Source organism: Streptomyces tubbatahanensis, from assembly GCF_022699385.1.
Classification (GTDB): Bacteria; Actinomycetota; Actinomycetes; order Streptomycetales; family Streptomycetaceae; genus Streptomyces; species Streptomyces diacarni.
On the sequence record NZ_CP093846.1, the window covers coordinates 825,284 to 841,738 of the forward strand.

General features: G+C 73.2%; 17 protein-coding genes. 12 read left to right on the forward strand and 5 right to left on the reverse strand.

Going from position 1 to position 16,455, the window contains the following annotated elements:
* Positions 1–15: 15 nt before the first annotated feature.
* Positions 16–318 carry an urease subunit gamma gene (locus tag MMF93_RS03535; protein WP_114018961.1) on the reverse strand — a complete coding sequence of 101 codons (303 nt, stop codon included), beginning with the start codon at positions 316–318 and terminating at the stop codon, positions 16–18.
* A 282-nt stretch (positions 319–600) separates the two neighbouring features.
* Entirely contained in the window at positions 601–1,239 is a 639-nt protein-coding gene (locus tag MMF93_RS03540) for a TetR/AcrR family transcriptional regulator (protein WP_242749449.1), read from the reverse strand.
* 144 nt (positions 1,240–1,383) lie between these two features.
* On the opposite strand from MMF93_RS03540, the gene MMF93_RS03545 reads away from it, so the two are divergent.
* Together MMF93_RS03545 and MMF93_RS03550 are read left to right on the forward strand one after the other, a co-directional pair.
* Positions 1,384–2,421, forward strand: a complete 1,038-nt coding sequence (locus tag MMF93_RS03545) for an ABC transporter permease (protein ID WP_242749450.1) — start codon at positions 1,384–1,386, stop codon at positions 2,419–2,421.
* A 119-nt stretch (positions 2,422–2,540) separates the two neighbouring features.
* Entirely contained in the window at positions 2,541–3,542 is a 1,002-nt protein-coding gene (locus tag MMF93_RS03550) for a M28 family metallopeptidase (protein WP_242749451.1), read from the forward strand.
* Positions 3,543–3,599: 57 nt separating this feature from the next.
* Here the strand turns inward: MMF93_RS03550 and MMF93_RS03555 are convergent, their stop codons facing one another.
* Entirely contained in the window at positions 3,600–3,920 is a 321-nt protein-coding gene (locus MMF93_RS03555) for a type II toxin-antitoxin system Phd/YefM family antitoxin (protein ID WP_242749453.1), read from the reverse strand.
* 206 nt (positions 3,921–4,126) lie between these two features.
* Here MMF93_RS03555 and MMF93_RS03560 point away from each other — a divergent pair, with 206 nt between their 5' ends.
* The 4 genes from MMF93_RS03560 to MMF93_RS03575 all read left to right on the forward strand — a co-directional run bounded on the left by MMF93_RS03560 (position 4,127) and on the right by MMF93_RS03575 (position 7,822).
* Positions 4,127–4,765, forward strand: a complete 639-nt coding sequence (locus MMF93_RS03560) for an ATP-dependent Clp protease proteolytic subunit (protein WP_242749455.1) — start codon at positions 4,127–4,129, stop codon at positions 4,763–4,765.
* 7 nt (positions 4,766–4,772) lie between these two features.
* Positions 4,773–5,087, forward strand: coding sequence for a hypothetical protein (locus MMF93_RS03565; protein ID WP_242749457.1), 315 nt, complete (start codon positions 4,773–4,775; stop codon positions 5,085–5,087).
* Between the two features lie 160 nt (positions 5,088–5,247).
* Positions 5,248–6,240: a DMT family transporter gene (locus MMF93_RS03570; protein WP_242749459.1), complete on the forward strand. Its 993-nt coding sequence runs from the start codon at positions 5,248–5,250 to the stop codon at positions 6,238–6,240.
* 250 nt (positions 6,241–6,490) lie between these two features.
* The gene (locus MMF93_RS03575) at positions 6,491–7,822 is read left to right on the forward strand and encodes an alpha/beta hydrolase family protein (protein ID WP_242749461.1); all 1,332 of its coding nucleotides are present in this window, start codon (positions 6,491–6,493) and stop codon (positions 7,820–7,822) included.
* A 43-nt stretch (positions 7,823–7,865) separates the two neighbouring features.
* Here MMF93_RS03575 and MMF93_RS03580 read toward each other — a convergent pair whose 3' ends face one another.
* Together MMF93_RS03580 and MMF93_RS03585 are read right to left on the reverse strand one after the other, a co-directional pair.
* Positions 7,866–8,297, reverse strand: a complete 432-nt coding sequence (locus MMF93_RS03580) for an ATP-binding protein (protein WP_242749463.1) — start codon at positions 8,295–8,297, stop codon at positions 7,866–7,868.
* A gap of 249 nt (positions 8,298–8,546) precedes the next feature.
* Positions 8,547–9,755 carry an aminotransferase class I/II-fold pyridoxal phosphate-dependent enzyme gene (locus MMF93_RS03585; protein ID WP_242749465.1) on the reverse strand — a complete coding sequence of 403 codons (1,209 nt, stop codon included), beginning with the start codon at positions 9,753–9,755 and terminating at the stop codon, positions 8,547–8,549.
* A gap of 181 nt (positions 9,756–9,936) precedes the next feature.
* Here MMF93_RS03585 and bioB point away from each other — a divergent pair, with 181 nt between their 5' ends.
* The 6 genes from bioB to MMF93_RS03615 all read left to right on the forward strand — a co-directional run bounded on the left by bioB (position 9,937) and on the right by MMF93_RS03615 (position 16,420).
* Positions 9,937–11,145, forward strand: a complete 1,209-nt coding sequence (bioB, locus tag MMF93_RS03590; protein ID WP_242749467.1) for a biotin synthase BioB — start codon at positions 9,937–9,939, stop codon at positions 11,143–11,145.
* Positions 11,138–12,484: an adenosylmethionine--8-amino-7-oxononanoate transaminase gene (locus MMF93_RS03595; RefSeq protein WP_242749468.1), complete on the forward strand. Its 1,347-nt coding sequence runs from the start codon at positions 11,138–11,140 to the stop codon at positions 12,482–12,484. Before bioB ends, MMF93_RS03595 begins: the two co-directional genes overlap by 8 nt.
* A gap of 67 nt (positions 12,485–12,551) precedes the next feature.
* Positions 12,552–13,253 (forward strand): dethiobiotin synthase, encoded by a 702-nt coding sequence (gene bioD / locus MMF93_RS03600; RefSeq protein ID WP_242749470.1) that lies wholly within the window; start codon positions 12,552–12,554, stop codon positions 13,251–13,253.
* Positions 13,254–13,353: 100 nt separating this feature from the next.
* Complete coding sequence (locus tag MMF93_RS03605) at positions 13,354–13,806, forward strand: GNAT family N-acetyltransferase (RefSeq protein ID WP_242749471.1); 453 nt, start codon at positions 13,354–13,356, stop codon at positions 13,804–13,806.
* Between the two features lie 245 nt (positions 13,807–14,051).
* On the forward strand, positions 14,052–15,413 hold the full coding sequence (locus MMF93_RS03610) for a hemolysin family protein (protein ID WP_242749472.1): 1,362 nt from the start codon (positions 14,052–14,054) through the stop codon (positions 15,411–15,413).
* Positions 15,410–16,420, forward strand: coding sequence for a hemolysin family protein (locus MMF93_RS03615; protein ID WP_242749473.1), 1,011 nt, complete (start codon positions 15,410–15,412; stop codon positions 16,418–16,420). Before MMF93_RS03610 ends, MMF93_RS03615 begins: the two co-directional genes overlap by 4 nt.
* Positions 16,421–16,455: the final 35 nt, after the last annotated feature.

The following is a 16,455-nucleotide window of genomic DNA, read 5'->3' on the forward strand; positions in this document are numbered from 1 at the left end:
TCCTCGTCGGCGCGGTCAGGCGATCGGCTCGTGGACGGTCACGAGCTTGGTGCCGTCGGGGAACGTCGCCTCGACCTGCACGTCGTGGAGCATCTCGGGGATTCCCTCCATGACGTCGTCGCGCGTGAGGACCGTGCGTCCCGACTCCATCAACTGCGCGACGGTGCGCCCGTCCCTGGCGCCCTCCAGCACGTGCGCGGTGATCAGCGCGGTCGCCTCCGGGTGGTTCAGGCGCACTCCGCGGTCCTTGCGCCGCTGTGCCACGTCGGCGGCGACATGTATGAGCAGCCGCTCCTGCTCGTGCGGGGTCAATTGCATACTCTCCACCTCACCGTCGTCACCGCGCCCGGGAACGCCCAGGTCACTGCGGCGACGACACACGTCGGTAGATGTATCACACACGCGACACTACGGCCGCAACTGCCCCTGAGGTTACGACGTAACTGTTTCGGTGCCGTAAACACCTCTCCCCGCAGCTATCGGCGGCCGTCCGCACGGCTCACAGGACTCACAGGGCACACAGAACTTCCAGGACTCACGGGGCTCACGGGGCCCCCAGGGCTCACGGGGCACTCGGCGAGCACCGCGCACCGCTGGCACTCAGGCAGCCGGGGCGCCATCCGGGCGCTGCGGCGCCGACATGGAGACCAGGGCGCGCAGCCCCCTGGCGAACTCCTCGGGCGCGATCCCGCCCCACAGCGCCTGCTGGACGAAATACCCCTGCACCGCGCCGATCAGGGTGCGGGCCACGTGCACGGTGTTGGCCTGGGGATCGACCCAGCCCCACGCCTGGTACTCCTCGACGAGGCGCGCCCACTGCACCGAGAGCCGGGCGTACGCCTCGTTCAACGCGTCGGCCAGTTCGGGGTTGCGCAGCCCCTCGCCCCACACCTGGACGAGCAGGCGGGGCAGCTCCCGCGGGTCCTTGCCCGCGCCCATGTCCTCCTGGAGCCTGCCGAAGACCTCGCGGAAGAGCTCGTCAGGCGTCGGCGGCACCTCGGCGGCCGCCACCCGCTCGAACGAGGCACGAATCGTGGCCAGCGCTTCTTGCGCCACACCCACGACGATCTCGTCCTTGCCGCGGAAGTACCGGTAGACCGCGCCGGCGGACAGCCCGCTCTCCCGCAGCACGTCCTGCATGGAGGCGGCGTGGAAGCCGTCCCGCAGGAAGCAGCGGCGGGCGCCGTCGAGGATCTGGCGACGGCGGGCTTCGAGGTGTTCAGGGGAGACACGAGCCATGGCGCCAGCCTAAAACGAACGTTCCTTCTTGACAATCATCCCGGACGGCGGCACGGTGTCCCCGCCATTAAAAACGAACGCTCATTCTCTTTCGGGCGACGCCTGTGTCACGAGGCGCCGCGCCGGCCGACGAAAGGTCGCCTCATGACCGCACCGGAAGCACCCACCTCCGCGCCCGGGCCAGGACGCGCCCGCAAGCTGCCGGGCCCCCTCGTGGTCCTGGTCGCCGTCCCCCTGCTCGTCTCCTTCGCGCTGTGGGCCTTCGCCTGGCCCGCCGCCCGCACCGCACCCCGCGACCTGCCACTCGGCGTCGCCGGACCCGCCGCGGCCACCGCACCCGTGGAGGCCCGGCTGGAGCAGCACCCGGACGCCTTCGCGCTGCACCGCTACGCGGACGAGGCCGCTGCCCGCGAGGCCATACGCGACAGGGACGTCTACGGCGCCCTCGTCGCCACCCCCCGAGGGCCGAAGCTGCTGACCGCGAGCGCGGCCGGCCCGGCCGTCGCCCAACTGCTGACCCAGGCGGCAGCCGAGGCCGCGCCCGACGGCACCCGGCTGCGCACCGAGGACGTCGTCCCCCCACCGCCGGGCGACCCGCGCGGCTCCGCACTGAGCGCGAGCGTGCTCCCGCTCGCCCTGGCGGGGGTGGCGACCGGGGCGCTGGTGACCCTGATGCGGCTGCGCGGGACGCGAGGCATGCTCGCGCTGCTCGCGGCGGCCGCGCTGGTCGGTCTCGCCGCGACCGCCCTCACCGACAGCTGGCTGGGCGTGCTGGCCGGCGACTGGTGGGCGGAGGTCGGCGCGTTCGGCCTCACAGTGCTGGCGGTCAGCTCCGCCGTCGCCGGGCTCGGCGCCCTGCTGGGGCTCAAAGGCATCGGGGCGGGCGCGATGCTCTCGGTGCTGCTGGGCAATCCGTGGTCCGGGGTGCCGTCCGCGCCCGAGCTCCTGCCCGCCCCTGTCGGCACGCTGGGCCAGTGGCTGCCGCCGGGGGCCGGGGGCACGCTGCTGCGCGGGGTCGGATTCTTCGACGGGCGTGCCGTGGACACCCCCGTGCTGGTGCTGACCGTCTGGTCGGTGCTCGGTCTGACCGCGCTCGCCCTCGGCGGACTGCGCGGCGCTCGGCAGCGCGCCGCCGCACCCCTCTCCGCTGGCCGCGACACCCCGTCCGTTATGCGCTCTTGACGGGAACAGCACCGCGCCAGCAGTCTCATGTCCGCGTCAATCGCCTCGCCGCTCCGGGCGACGGCCGCCGTCCTCGGCGCACCCCCCACATCCCCCCACGACAGCATCGGAGCCCAGCAGTGACACGCGGACAGATACGCGGAAGCGCAACCGGCACCCCGCGCAGACACCACCGCCGCACCGCACTCGCCGCCGCCTCCAGCGCGGTGCTCGCCCTCACCCTCCTCGGTGCCGCCGGGGCACAGGCCAGCCCCGGCGCCGGCGAGAAGGGGCCGCACGCCGCCGAGGCGCCGGACATCTCCGTCGCCGCCGTCCAACAGGACCTCAAGGACCTCCAGTCGGTCGCGGAGGCCAACGGCGGCAACCGTGCGCACGGCCGGCCCGGCTACAAGGCCTCCCTCGACTACATCAAGGAGAAACTGGACGCCGCCGGCTACAAGACCACCATCCAGGAGTTCGACAACAACGGCAGCACCGGATACAACCTCGTCGCCGACTGGCCCGGCGGCGCCACGGATTCCACCGTCATGACCGGAGCCCACCTCGACTCGGTCTCCTCCGGCCCCGGCATCAACGACAACGGCTCGGGCTCCGCCGGAATCCTGGAGACGGCCCTGGCCGTCGCCAAGGCCGACCTGAAGCCCTCCAAGCACCTGCGGTTCGCCTGGTGGGACGCCGAGGAGGAAGGCCTGGTCGGCTCGCGCCACTACGTCGAGCGCCTCGGCCAGGACGAGATCGGCGCCATCGACACCTACCTCAACTTCGACATGATCGGCTCACCCAACGCGGGCCACTTCGTCTACGAGGACGACCCCTCCGTCGAGGCGGTCTTCACCGAGTGGTTCCAGTCCAAGGGCATCGAGACGGAGGCGTCCGAGGAGGTCAACGGGCGCAGCGACCACGCCTCGTTCAAGGACGCGGGGGTCACCGTGGGCGGCAGCTTCACCGGCGCAGGCGAGACCATGACGCAGGCCCAGGCCGACAAGTGGGGCGGCACGGCGGGCGAGCCGTACGACGCGTGCTACCACTCGGCGTGCGACGACCTTACGAACATCAACGAGGAGGCGCTCGACCTGCACAGCGACGCCATCGCGCACGCGGTGTGGGAACTCAGCTCCTGAGCACCGGGCACGCGGTGCGGGAAAACAACTGACGAGCGCCGCGCACGCGCGTGGCGCTCAGCTCCCCTGGCCCGGTCGCCGGTCTCCGGCGGCCGGGCCGCGGTGTTCGGCGGCGATGCCGAACCGCCGGGGCTCGGCGGCCGCGGCGCCCCCGCCGACCTCGCGGAACCCCGAGACGGTGCTGATGACCTCTTCCGCCTCCTGTTCGCGCGCCTGCCCGTCCGTCGCCTCCAGCCGCTCCAGGTCCGCGGCCGGGACCAGCCCCACGAGCGGTTTTCCGTGCCGGGTGACGACCACGCGTTCGTTCCCGTAGACGACCCGGTTGATCAGATCCGCCAGCTCGGCCCGGGCCTGCGTCACCGGAATCTCGTAAGCCATCCCCCCATTCTAGGGGTCGATGAAACCCCAGGTCAGCGCACGGTTACGGGCTCCCTCACGCCTGGTCGGCGGGCCGGTCGCCGCTTCGCCCGCAGCGGAATCGGGCCCGGGGCAGGGGACGTTGGCCGCTGTTCGTGGTGAGATGCTCGACGTACGTTCTGTACAGTCCGTACGTTTCTCACGCGACGACAGTGGAGTGCGACGCCATGCGGAACCAGCCGACGGCCCGGTACGTCCTGCCCGAGTACACAGAGCGCACCAGCAGCGGAATGCGGAGGATGGATCCGTACTCGAAGCTGATGGAGGAGCGGATCGTCTTCCTGGGAACCCAGATCGACGACACCTCGGCCAACGACGTGATGGCCCAGCTCGTGCACCTCGAACACACCGCACCCGACCAGGACATCTCGCTCTACATCAACTCGCCGGGCGGCTCGTTCACGGCGATGACCGCGATCTACGACACGATGCGGTTCGTCACCTGCGACATCGAGACCGTCTGCCTGGGACAGGCCGCGTCGGCGGCCTCCGTCCTGCTGGCCGCGGGCACCCCGGGCAAGCGGCTCGCGCTGCCGGGCGCCCGCGTCCTCATCCACCAGCCGGCCCTCGCCGAACCCGCGCAGGGCCAGATCGCCGATCTGGAGATCCAGGCCCGGGAGATGCTCAGGACCCGGGAGAAGCTGGAGGAACTGTACGAACGCCACACAGGCCGGCCCCGCAACCGGATCAGCACGGACCTCGAACGCGACAAGATCTTCACCGCGGAGGAGGCCGTCGAGTACGGGATCATCGACCGGCTCACGGCCAGCCGCAAAACCTCCCCCGCGCGCCCCGTACGGAGGTGAACCGGCCATGGCGAGCCACCCGTGTCCTTCCGACCTGCCGCCGCTGCCCGCGCTGACGCGCGCCGAGTGCGACGTGGTGGACACCTACCTGGAAGCCCTCGACCTGATGGGCAGGATCAATCCGGCGCGCGGCAGCGACACCTACCGGAGCCTGCGTGCCGCACAGGGACTGGTCAGCAAAGCGGTCCGGCTGCGGGACGCGCTGACGCTGATGCACGAACGGGGCGAGAGCGAACTGCACGCGGCGACGCTGGAGCGGGCGCTGCGCGTGCTCGACGGGGAGCGGCGTGCGGGACTGGTCGGGCCGCCACGGCGTGGCTAGAGTGCGGACCATGACGTCGGCAACCGCGCTGCTCTCCCCGCCCACCGCGTAGGGCGGGCCGCCACCCACGGCTGCCGCGGCGGACGACCGTCCGCCGCGGAGGTCGGTGGTGCCCGCGAACGGGACACCATCCACCTCTCCTTACGCGGAGCGCGTTCTCGTGCCGACATCTTCATACGGCCTGCCCGTCGGGCACGGCCTCCTTTTCCTCGCCGTCGCCGGTGCCACCTGGGGCACCACGGGGGCGGCCGTCGATCTGGTCTACTCCGCCAGCGATGCGGGCCCCCTCGCGGTGTCCTTCTGGCGCTATGTGAGCGGGCTGGTACTGCTGTTCGCGGGCCGTGCCGCGGTACGGGCGCTGCGGCGGCGCGGGCCCGGCACAGCCGCGCCCGCGCCGCGCCCGAGCGGCCTCCCCCGTCGGCGGGTCGCGTCGCGGGTGGCGACGGGGCTGTGCCTGGCCGTCTTCCAGACGGCCTACTTCGCCGCGGTACCGGCCACGGGCGTCGCGGTGGCGACCATCGTCACGCTGGGCGCCAGCCCGGTGTTCGTCGCGCTGAGCGCCCGGCTGGCGCTGCGCGAGCGGCTCGGCCGGGGCGGCGCCCTCGCCGTGGCCGCCGCGCTGGCCGGACTGACCGTGCTCGTACTCGGCGGCGGTGAGGGCGCAGTGCGCGCCGACGGAGTCGTCCTGGCGCTGTGGGCGGCTGCGTCCTTCGCCGGTTCCGTCGTGCTGGCCCGGCGGGCCGGCAGCGCCGGCGGCGGGGAGAGCTCCTTCACCCTGACCGCCTGGTCGTTCGCGGTCGGCGCCGTGGTCCTGCTGCCCTTCGCACTGGCCGAGGGAGCGGTGCCGCACTCCGGCGACCTGCTGCGTGTGGTGGGGCTGATGGGATACGTCGCGGCTGTTCCGACCGCGCTCGCGTATCCGCTCTACTTCGCGGGCGCGGCCGTCGTCCGCGCGGCGACGGCGTCGGTCGTCATGCTGATCGAACCGGTCAGTGCGGCCGTGCTGGCCGTCGGGCTGCTCGGCGAGCGGCTGACCGCCCCGATGCTGCTGGGCACGCTCGTCCTGCTGACCGGGGTGGTGTTTCTGACGCGCGCGGAGACGACACGGTCCCGGGCCACGGGCCCCGCCTCGCCGGCCGGCCCTGAGTGGTGAGCTGCGCAGGTGTGCGGCGCGGTCGCGACGGCCGCCACCACGGGCTGCGGCCGTACCTGCGCCGCATGTCGAGTCGTCACCTCCTCAACCGGTGACGTCTTCGCCCTCGCGGCAGGACCCCGGAGGGGGCAGGTGCACCAGGGCGGCGGGGGGTAGGCACCGGGCGGGTCGGGTGGCCCGCACCAGTGCGTCGTCGTGTGGAAGGCGTGAGGCTGAACTCGCCTTCGCTCAGCGACCTCTGGAGGAACTCGTGGTCATCTCCGCCTCACCGTTCTCACGCAGGCCCCCGTGGTACCGCGGGGGCCTGCGGGCAGCAGTGGGGGCGACCGTCTGCTGCGGGCTGCTGCTGAGCGGGCCGGCCCGCACCACCGCCGTCGCCGTGCCGGCCGGTCACCCCGAGGCGCACGCCCAGGCGCACCACGAGGTGCGCGGCAGGGGCACGCTGGTGTCCGCCGAGAAGCTGTACACGCTCGCGACTGCGCAGGCGGTGGCCGCCGAACTGCGCAGCGCGGGGTTCGAAGACGACACCGTGCGGCACGGCGTGGTCGCGTACCGGCTGGTCTACCGGACCGTTGATCCGCACGGAAAGCCCACCACGGCGAGTGGTCTGTTCGTCCTCCCGCTCGACAGCAAGAGGCAGGCGAGACACATGAGACCGCTGCACGCGGTCTCCTTCGCGCACGGCACCGGCAGTCACAAGGACGATGCCCCGTCCATGCAGCGAGGAGCTTTCGTCTCCGCGCCGGTGATCGCGCACGCGTCGGCGGGCGCCGCGGGCGTCGCACCCGACTACCTGGGGATGGGCGAGGGGCCCGGCCCGCACCCCTGGATGGACGTCGGTTCCGAGACCACGGCCTCCCTGGACATGCTGCGGGCAGCCCGCGCCTTCGCGCCGCGCACCGGACATGTGCTGGAGCGGAAGGTCATGGTCACCGGCTTCTCGCAGGGCGCCTCGGCGGCACTGGGGCTCAGCCGGTCTCTTCAGGCGGGCGAGGACCGCTGGTTCGAACTCGGCGGACTGGCACCGGTCAGCGGCGCGTACGACTTCGGGGGCACGGAGTTGCCGGCCCTTCTCGACGGCAGGCTGGAGGCCAAGTCCGGCGTGGTGTACGCGGCGTACACGCTGGTGGCGTTCAACCGGCTGCACCACGTCTACGACAGCCCCAGCGAGGTCTTCCGAGCCCCGTACGACAGCACCGTGGAGGCGCTCTTCGACGGCACACACACCGGGGAGGAGCTGATGCGGGGCACCCCAGGCGCTCTCGACGCACTGCTGACCGAGCACGGCCGCACGTTGCTCGCGCACCCGTCGGGGCCGATGGCGGCGGCGCTGCGCACGACAGACGCCGTATGCACCGACTGGGCGCCCCGCGCACCGGTCCGGCTCTACATGGCGACGGGCGACGAGCAGGCCGTCACCGCCAACACGGAGCGGTGCCAGGAGGCTCTGCGCACCAGCGGCGTGGAGGCCCCGGTGGTTGATCTCGGCGCTGTCGACCACCAGGGATCCCGTCACCTGGGGTCCAACGTCGCGGCCACCTCGGCGATCGTGCGCTGGTTCGGTGAACTGCGCCGGCGGTGATTCCCCCCGGTTCCCCGTGGAGCCACCTGGCGCCCGACCGGCCTCAGGCCGTGGCCATGGGGACCCAGGGGATGTCGACCCAGACGGTCTTGCCGCCCCGTCCTGCGGGTGCGACGGTCATCCGGCCGCCCGACTCCGCTGTCAGGGCGCGGATGATGGCCAGGCCGCGCCCGTTGTCCTGCTGCACGGCGGCGGGGAGGCGGCGCGGCCTTCTCGGGTGGGAGTCGCTCACGCCGAGGCGCAGCCACTCGGCGCCCTCCAGCCGCAGGTCCACGGTGAAGACCGGGGACTGCCCGCAGGTGTGCTGGACGGCGTTGGTGGCGAGTTCGGAGACGATCAGGCGCAGCGACTCCATGGCGTCGGTGGACTCGCCCAGGCCCCAGGAGAGCAGGACGTCCGTGACGTGTCTGCGTGCCGCGGTGACGGAGGCGGGTGCGCTCGGCAGCGTGAGCGTCGCTTCCTGGTTGTCTGCCATGGCGAGGGCGTCCCTTTCCCGGGGCCGTGGGCTGCCGCGTCTGCGGCGGCGGGCGTCGGTGTGAGGAGAGCGGGAGACGGAGCGGCCCGGTCGACCGCTGCGCGACAGAGTGCCACTCCGCCGGGCACTGTGCGGCCGAACCTGCTGGTTGCACCGTCAACTGTCGCTCGAAGCGGTGAACTTGTCCCTGATGGCTCACCTCTGTCCGCCTTGGGACGTAACGCGGCGTACCCGCCGGTCCTGGCCCCGTCAGCCGCCGCTCGGGGCGGTCGCGATCACGGCGTCCACAGCCCGCGCGAGAGCGGCCCCGTCCAGGTCGCCGCGTGCGGTCAGCCGCAGCCGGGAGACGCCGTCGGGGACGGACGGCGGGCGGAAACAGCCGACCTGGACGCCCACGGCCCGCAGCGCGGCAGCCCACGCGAGAGCGGCCCGCGCGGACGGCGCGCGGACGGCGACGACCGCGGCGTCGGGGCGGGTGGCGTCCAGACCCGCGGCGCTGAGCCGGCCGTGCACGGCGGCGGCCACCGCGCGGGTGCGGGCCGCCCGTTCGGGTTCGCGGCGCAGCAGCCGCAGCGCGCCGAGGGCGGCTCCGGCCGCCGCGGGGGCGAGGCCGGTGTCGAAGATGACCGTGCGGGCGCTGTTGACCAGGTGGGCGATGACGTGCGCGGGGCCGAGGACAGCGCCGCCCTGGCTGCCCAGCGCCTTGGACAGGGTGACGGTGGCGACCGTGCCCTGCGCGCCCGCGAGCCCGGCCGCGCACAGTGCTCCTCGCCCGCCCTCGCCCAGGACACCGAGACCGTGCGCGTCGTCGACGAGCAGTCCAGCGCCCGCCTCGGCACAGACGGCGGCCAGCGCGCCCAGTGGTGCCGCGTCGCCGTCGACGGAGAAGACCGAGTCGGTGACGACGAGCGCGCTCTCCCCCGGCGCGCGGGCCGCGAGTGCCTTGGCGACGGCCTCCGGGTCGGCGTGCGCGGCGACGGCCGTACGGGCGCGGGAGAGGCGGCAGCCGTCGATGAGCGAAGCGTGGTTGCGGGCGTCGGAGACGAGGAGTCCCGGGCCCGCGGGGTCGGCGGTGCAGGCGGTGACGGCGGCGAGGTTGGCCGCGTACCCGGAGGAGAGGACCAGCGCCGCCTCGAAGCCGCAGAAACCGGCCAGTTCCGCTTCCAGTTCGGCGTGCAACTCGGTGGTTCCCGTGACCAGCCGGGAGCCGCCGGCGCCCGCACCCCAGCGGCGGGCGGCCCGGGCGGCTGCCGAGGTCACCTCGGGGTGGCGGGAGAGCCCGAGGTAGTCGTTGCCCGCCAGGTCGAGCAGTGCGGAGTCGGCGGGCCTCGGTGTCAGGGTGCGCAGCAGTCCGGCCGTGCGGCGCGATCGCAGGACGTCGGCCGTCCAGGCGAAGGGGTCGGCGAAGGGGGGCACTGCCGTGTGCCGGGCAGCGTCGTGGGCCGGGTCCGTGGGCATGGTGCTCTCTTCGTCCGGGCGGCGTCACGCCCCGGCCAACGGCCAGGGCGTTTGTAGGTAGTCAATAGAACGTAACCTGCCATGCCGGACGTCGAGGTGTGACAACGTCCACACCTCGGACGAGCACTCTTGTGGACTTCCTCCATACCCCGGTGCGGTGCCGTCGGCCAGGATCATGCCCATGGACGACCTGCTGAACGCACTGGCGGACAAGGGCGTGCGGGGCGAGACGCCCACACGTGACGAGGCACTGGCGGTGCTGCGGACAAACGATGACGACCTGCTCGACGTGGTCGCGGCGGCCGGGAAGGTGCGCCGCCGGTGGTTCGGGCGGCGGGTGAAGCTCAACTACCTGGTGAACCTGAAGTCGGGGCTGTGCCCCGAGGACTGCTCCTACTGCTCACAGCGGCTGGGTTCGCGCACGGGCATCCTCAAGTACTCCTGGCTGAAGCCCGATGAGGCCGCCGAGGCAGCGGCGGCGGGCGTGCGCGGCGGGGCCAAGCGGGTCTGCGTCGTGGCGAGCGGGCGGGGACCGAGCGACCGCGACGTCTCCCGGGTCTCGGAGACGATCGAGGCCATCAAGGAGCGCAACGAGCAGGTGGAGGTGTGCGCCTGCCTCGGGCTGCTCTCCGACGGACAGGCCGAGCGGCTTCGCCGGGCGGGCGCCGACGCCTACAACCACAACCTCAACACCTCCGAGGCCACCTACGGGGACATCTGCACCACGCACACCTACGAGGACCGGGTCTCCACCGTCGAACGGGCGCGGGACGCGGGGCTCTCGCCGTGCTCGGGGCTGATCGCGGGCATGGGCGAGTCGGACGAGGACCTCGTCGACGTGGTCTTCTCGCTGCGGGAACTGGACGCGGACTCGGTGCCCGTCAACTTCCTGCTGCCGTTCGAGGGCACCCCGCTGGCCGACGAGTGGAACATGACACCGCAGCGGGCGCTGCGCATCCTGGCCATGGTGCGTTTCGTCTGCCCCGACGTGGAGGTCCGCCTCGCGGCCGGGCGCGAGGTGCACCTGCGGTCGCTCCAGCCGCTGGCGCTGTACCTGGCCAACTCCCTCTTCCTGGGCGACTACCTCACCAGCGAGGGGCAGGCCGGGAAGGCCGACCTGGAGATGATCCGGGACGCGGGGTTCGTGGTGGAGGACGCCGCGACGACGACACTGCCAGGACACCGGCGCGGGCAGCGTGCGAACGACGGAGGCGGTGTGGACGGTCCGGACGGTCCGGACGGGGTGAACGAGGCGGACGGCGCGGGCGCGGTGACGGCCGGGAGCCGCGCGGGCGGCGCGGATGCGGTGGCCGGCCGGCCCGCACGCCCGCACGAGCGGGTGGCGGTGCGGCGGCGCGGCGCGGGGACGGAGCTGCCGCCCAATGCCTGAGCGGGCCACCGCGGCGGCGCGCGGCGACGGGCGCGCCCCCGCATCCCTGACGCCCACCGAACTGCTGGCGCTCGACCGGCGGCACGTGTGGCACCCGTACGCCCCGATGCCCGGCATCGCCGAGCCGCTCGTCGTGGAGTCGGCCTCCGGCGTGCGGCTGCGGCTGGCGCGGGAGGTGTACGGGCGGCGGGAGCTGGTCGACGGCATGTCGTCCTGGTGGTCGGCCATCCACGGCTACAACCACCCGGTGCTGAACGAGGCGGCCCGCGGGCAACTCGGCCGGATGAGCCATGTGATGTTCGGCGGCCTCACGCACGAGCCCGCCGTGCGGCTGGCGGAGCGGCTGGCCCGCCTCACCCCCGGCGACCTGGAACACGTGTTCTTGTCCGATTCGGGATCGGTCGCCGTCGAGGTCGCGGTCAAGATGTGCCTCCAGCACTGGCGCTCGGTGGGCATGCCGGGCAAGCGGCGCCTGATGACGTGGCGCGGCGGCTACCACGGCGACACCTGGCAGCCGATGTCGGTGTGCGACCCGGAGGGCGGGATGCACCACCTGTGGTCGGGCGCGCTGCCCGTTCAGGTGTTCGCCGAAGCACCGCCCCCCGGCTTCGACGCCGCACCCGACGAGGGATACCTCGCGCGGCTGCGGGAGTTGGTGGGGCGGCACGCACACGAGCTGGCCGCCGTCATCGTCGAACCGGTCGTCCAGGGCGCCGGCGGCATGCGCTTCCACTCCCCCGCCTACGTCCGTGCGCTGCGCGAGGCCTGCGACGAGCACGACGTCCTGCTCGTCCTCGACGAGATCGCCACCGGCTTCGGCCGCACGGGCGCGCTGTTCGCGGCCGGACACGCCGGGGTGGTGCCGGACGTGATGTGCGTCGGCAAGGCGTTGACCGGCGGTTACCTGTCCATGGCGGCGACCGTGTGCACCCCGCGTGTGGCGGAGGGGATCGCCCGCGGCTCGGTGCCGGTGCTGGCACACGGCCCGACGTTCATGGGCAATCCCCTGGCGTCCGCCGTCGCGGGCGCCTCCCTCGACCTGCTGCTCTCGCAGGACTGGCCGGCCCAGGTGCGCCGGGTCGGCGACGGGCTGCGTACCGGGCTCGTGGAGGCGGCCGGGGCGCCGGGCGTGCGGGAGGTGAGCGTACTGGGGGCCATCGGTGTCGTCCGGCTCGACCACGAGGTGGACCTCACCGCCGCCACCCGCGCCGCCGTACGGGCCGGGGTGTGGCTGCGGCCGTTCCGCGACATGGTGTACGCGATGCCGCCGTATGTCACCGCTGACGAGGACGTCGCACGGATCGCCGCCGCCATGTGCGCGGTGGCGCGGGAAGCGTGAGAGCGCCGCCGTGAGCGCGGTGGCGGCGCGGAGCGTGAGAGCAAAGAGCGGAAGGGCTGGACGGACGATGCGTGGTGTGCTCTGCGTCTCGGGGGCGGGGACGGAGATCGGCAAGACGGTGACCACCGCGGCGGTGGCGGCGTGCGCCCTGCGGGCGGGACGGTCGGTGGCCGTGCTCAAACCCGCGCAGACCGGGGTGGCGTCCGGCGAGCCCGGGGACGTGGCCGAGGTCGGGCGCCTCGTGGGAGAGAACCGGATCACCGGGGTCGAGTTGGCGCGCTATCCGGAACCATTGGCTCCGCAGACCGCCGCCCGGCGAGCCGGCATGGCGTGCCTGTCCGCGCGCGAGGTCGCGGACGCGACGGAGAAACTGGCCGCCTCGCACGATCTCGTGCTGGTGGAAGGCGCGGGCGGGCTGCTGGTGCGGTTCGACGAGGAGGGCTCGACGCTGGCGGACGTGGCCCGGCTGCTGGCCGCCCCGGTGCTCGTCGTCGTCCAGGCGGGGCTCGGCACGCTCAACACGGCCGCGCTCACGGCCGAGGCGCTGCGGGCCCGGCGGGTGGCGGGGGCCGGCATGGTGATCGGCTCCCTGCCCGCCGACCCCGGCCTGGCCGAGCGCTGCAACGTGGCCGACCTCCCCCGCTACGCCGGCCTTCCACTGGTGGGCGCCGTCCCCGCAGGGGCGGGCCGGCTAGCGCCCGAGCCCTTCCGCGCCGCCGCCCCCGGCTGGCTCGCCCCCTCACTCGGAGGGTGCGGCCACCCGAGCTGAGCCGCCGCCCCTCGAACCGCCGCATCGCCCCACCACGCCGCCGTCCCACCAGGCAGAACGGCGTGGCGGTCGGTTCGGCGGGCGTGGTGGTATCCGCCGCATGAGTGAACTGAGCATCCGCCCCGCGGGCGAGGGGGACATCGACCAGGTGCTGGCCTTCTGGCGCGAGGCGGCCGAGGGCACCAGCGTGAGCGACGACCGGGAGGGCGTCGGCCGACTGATCGCCCGCGATCCGGAGGCCCTGCTGCTGGCCGAGCACGACGGACAGCTCGTGGGCACGGTGATCGCGGGGTGTGGGGGCACCTCCCGGCCGGAGGCTGGGGGAGGGTGGAGGTGCTCCCTCTACCGGCTGGCCGTTCTGCCCTCCCACCGCCGCAGGGGCGTCTCACGGAGACTGCTGGCGGCCGCGGAGGCGCGGTTCGCCGCGCTCGGCGGCCGGCGCGGCGACGCCATGGTGTTGGACGACAACGAGCGGGCACACCGCGCCTGGGAGGCCGCGGGTTACGCTCCGCAACCCCTCTGGAGCCGCTGGGTGAAAACCCTCCCCGGCTGACGGGCCCCGGGAAACGCCCCGGTCAGCGGGGGAACCCGCGCGCCATCCGGTCCGTTTACGATGGAAACACCGCCGGGCCCGCACGTGCGCAGGCCCGGCGCCGTCATCACAAGTGAAAGGTGTGAGCGTCCGCCCATGGGCGACCCTCCTAGTTGCATCCCCCCACATGTCGTGCGGCCGATGCCCTCACGACGCCGCGCGTGCCCGCGCCTCCTGGCCCACCATGGGAAGGAGGTGAAGGAGCGTTGATGGAAGTCCTTCTGCTGCTCGTGGCGCTGCTGCTGGCGCTGGCCTGCGGTGGTTTCGTCGCGGCGGAGTTCTCCCTCACGACCGTCGAGCGCAGCGAACTGGAGCGGGCGGAGCAGCGTGGTGAGCGCGGCGCCAAGAGCGCGCTGGCGGCCGTGCGCTCCCTCACCTTCCAGCTCTCCGGCGCCCAGCTGGGCATCACCGTCACCAACCTGGTGGTCGGCATGCTCTCCGAGCCGTCCATCGCGGCGCTGATCGCCGGGCCGCTGCGTTCGATGGGCGTGCCGTCCTCGGCTTCCTCGTCCGTCGCACTGGTGCTCGGCACCGCACTGTCCACCGTCGTGCTGATGGTGATCGGTGAGCTGGTGCCCAAGAACTGGGCGATCTCCAAGCCGCTGCCGGTGGCCAAGCGGGTGGCGACGGCGCAGCGCGTCTTCTCCGCCGCGTTCCGCCCGCTGATCCGGCATCTGAACAACACCGCTAACCGCATCCTGCGGCGGATGGGCCTGGAGCCCACCGAGGAGCTGGCCTCGGCCCGCTCGCCGCAGGAGCTGGTGGCACTGGCGCGGCACTCCGCGAAGGAGGGCGCGCTGGAGGAGGACACGGCCGATCTGTTCGTGCGCACCCTGCACCTGGCGGAGCTGACGGCGGAGAACGTCATGACGCCCCGCGTGCAGGTCACCTCGCTGGAGGTGGCCGCGACGGTGGAGGACGTCGCCAACGCGACCCGTGCCACCGGACTGTCCCGCTTCCCCGTCTACCGGGGCAACCTGGACACCGTCGTCGGCATCGTCCGGATCAAGGACGTGCTGGCGGTGCCCGCCGAGCAGCGGCCGCGGCGCCCGGTGACCGAGCTGATGCGCGAGGCGCTGCTGGTGCCCGAGTCGCTGACGGTCGACCGGCTGCTGGACCAGCTCTCCGGCGGCGACCGCAGCATCGCGGTCGTCATCGACGAGTACGGCGGCACGGCGGGTGTCGTCACCCTGGAGGACATCATCGAGGAGGTCGTCGGCGAGGTCCGCGACGAGCACGACCCGCTGGAGACACCCGACCTGGCCCCGGCGGGAGAGGACGCCGAGGGCCGGCGGATCTTTGACGCGGACGGCGCGGCCCGCACCGACCAGCTGGAGGCCATCGGGCTCCGCGCCCCTGAGGGCCCCTTCGAGACGCTGGCGGGCCTGATAGCCACCGAGCTGGGCCGGATCCCGGCCGCGGGTGACACGGCGACGGTCGCCGGCTGGCGGATCGAGGTGACGGACGCGTCGGGGCGGCGTGCGGCCCAGGTGCGGCTGCACAGCCCCAGGCCGGGTGAGGACCCCGCACAGACGGACGACGACGCATGGGCGGAGGCACGGCGATGACGGCGATCCAGCTCATCATCGGACTGCTGACGCTGGTGGTCAACGCGTTCTTCGTCGGCGCCGAGTTCGCCATGATCTCGGTGCGCCGCGCCCAGATCGAACCCTTGGCCGAGGACGGCGACAAGAAGGCACGCAAGGTGCTCTGGGGCCTGGAGCACGTGGCGCAGATGCTGGCCGCGGCCCAGCTCGGCATCACCCTGTGCACGCTGGTGCTGGGCGTGGTCGCCGAGCCCGCGATCGCACACCTGCTGGAGCCGGTGTTCCACGCGATGGGCGTGCCGGACGGGGTGGCGCACGGGGTCTCGTTCGTGATCGCCCTGTCGCTGGCGACGTACCTGCACATGCTGCTGGGCGAGATGGTGCCGAAGAACATCGCGCTGGCGGGGCCCGAGCGGGCCGCGCTGCTGCTGGGGCCGCCGCTGGTGGCGCTCTCGCGTGCGCTGCGCCCGGTGATCTTCGCGGTGAACTCGTTCGCGAACGGGCTGCTCAAGCTGATCCACGTGGAGCCCAAGAGCGAGGTCGAGGCGGCGTTCTCGGACGACGACCTGGCGCAGATGGTCGCCGACTCCAGCGAGGCCGGGCTGCTGGACGACCGCTCGACCGAGCGGCTGCGCGATGCCCTGGAGCTGGGCAGGCGGCCGGTCGGCGACGTGGCGCAACCGCTGCCGAAGGTGGTCATCGCGGGCCGGGGTGTGACGCCCGAGGGCCTGGAGCGGCTGTCGACGGAGTCCGGGTTCTCCCGCTTCCCCGTCGTCGACGACGACGGACGCGTGCTGGGCTACCTGCACGTCAAGGACGCGCTGGACGCCTCGCCGCGCGAGTCCCCGTTCCCGCTGACCGCGATGCGGCCGATCGCCCGGGTGCGGGCCTCGCTGCCGCTGGACGACGTGCTGGGCGCGATGCGGTCCAGCGGCACGCACCTGGCGGCGGTGACGGGTCCTGACGGGCGCGCCACCGGCGTGGTGACGATGGAGGACGTCCTGCGGGAACTGGTCGGCCAGCCGTGACCCGCGCGAGGTGGTGCCCGTAGCCACCGCGAGGT

Coding starts and splice junctions, on each gene's coding strand:
- MMF93_RS03535 (WP_114018961.1), bottom strand. CDS start 318: ATGCAATTGACCCCGCACGAGCAGGAGCGGCTGCTCATACATGTCGCC.
- MMF93_RS03540 (WP_242749449.1), bottom strand. CDS start 1,239: ATGGCTCGTGTCTCCCCTGAACACCTCGAAGCCCGCCGTCGCCAGATC.
- MMF93_RS03545 (WP_242749450.1), top strand. CDS start 1,384: ATGACCGCACCGGAAGCACCCACCTCCGCGCCCGGGCCAGGACGCGCC.
- MMF93_RS03555 (WP_242749453.1), bottom strand. CDS start 3,920: ATGGCTTACGAGATTCCGGTGACGCAGGCCCGGGCCGAGCTGGCGGAT.
- MMF93_RS03560 (WP_242749455.1), top strand. CDS start 4,127: ATGCGGAACCAGCCGACGGCCCGGTACGTCCTGCCCGAGTACACAGAG.
- MMF93_RS03565 (WP_242749457.1), top strand. CDS start 4,773: ATGGCGAGCCACCCGTGTCCTTCCGACCTGCCGCCGCTGCCCGCGCTG.
- MMF93_RS03580 (WP_242749463.1), bottom strand. CDS start 8,297: ATGGCAGACAACCAGGAAGCGACGCTCACGCTGCCGAGCGCACCCGCC.
- MMF93_RS03585 (WP_242749465.1), bottom strand. CDS start 9,755: ATGCCCACGGACCCGGCCCACGACGCTGCCCGGCACACGGCAGTGCCC.
- bioB (WP_242749467.1), top strand. CDS start 9,937: ATGGACGACCTGCTGAACGCACTGGCGGACAAGGGCGTGCGGGGCGAG.
- MMF93_RS03595 (WP_242749468.1), top strand. CDS start 11,138: ATGCCTGAGCGGGCCACCGCGGCGGCGCGCGGCGACGGGCGCGCCCCC.
- bioD (WP_242749470.1), top strand. CDS start 12,552: ATGCGTGGTGTGCTCTGCGTCTCGGGGGCGGGGACGGAGATCGGCAAG.
- MMF93_RS03605 (WP_242749471.1), top strand. CDS start 13,354: ATGAGTGAACTGAGCATCCGCCCCGCGGGCGAGGGGGACATCGACCAG.
- MMF93_RS03615 (WP_242749473.1), top strand. CDS start 15,410: ATGACGGCGATCCAGCTCATCATCGGACTGCTGACGCTGGTGGTCAAC.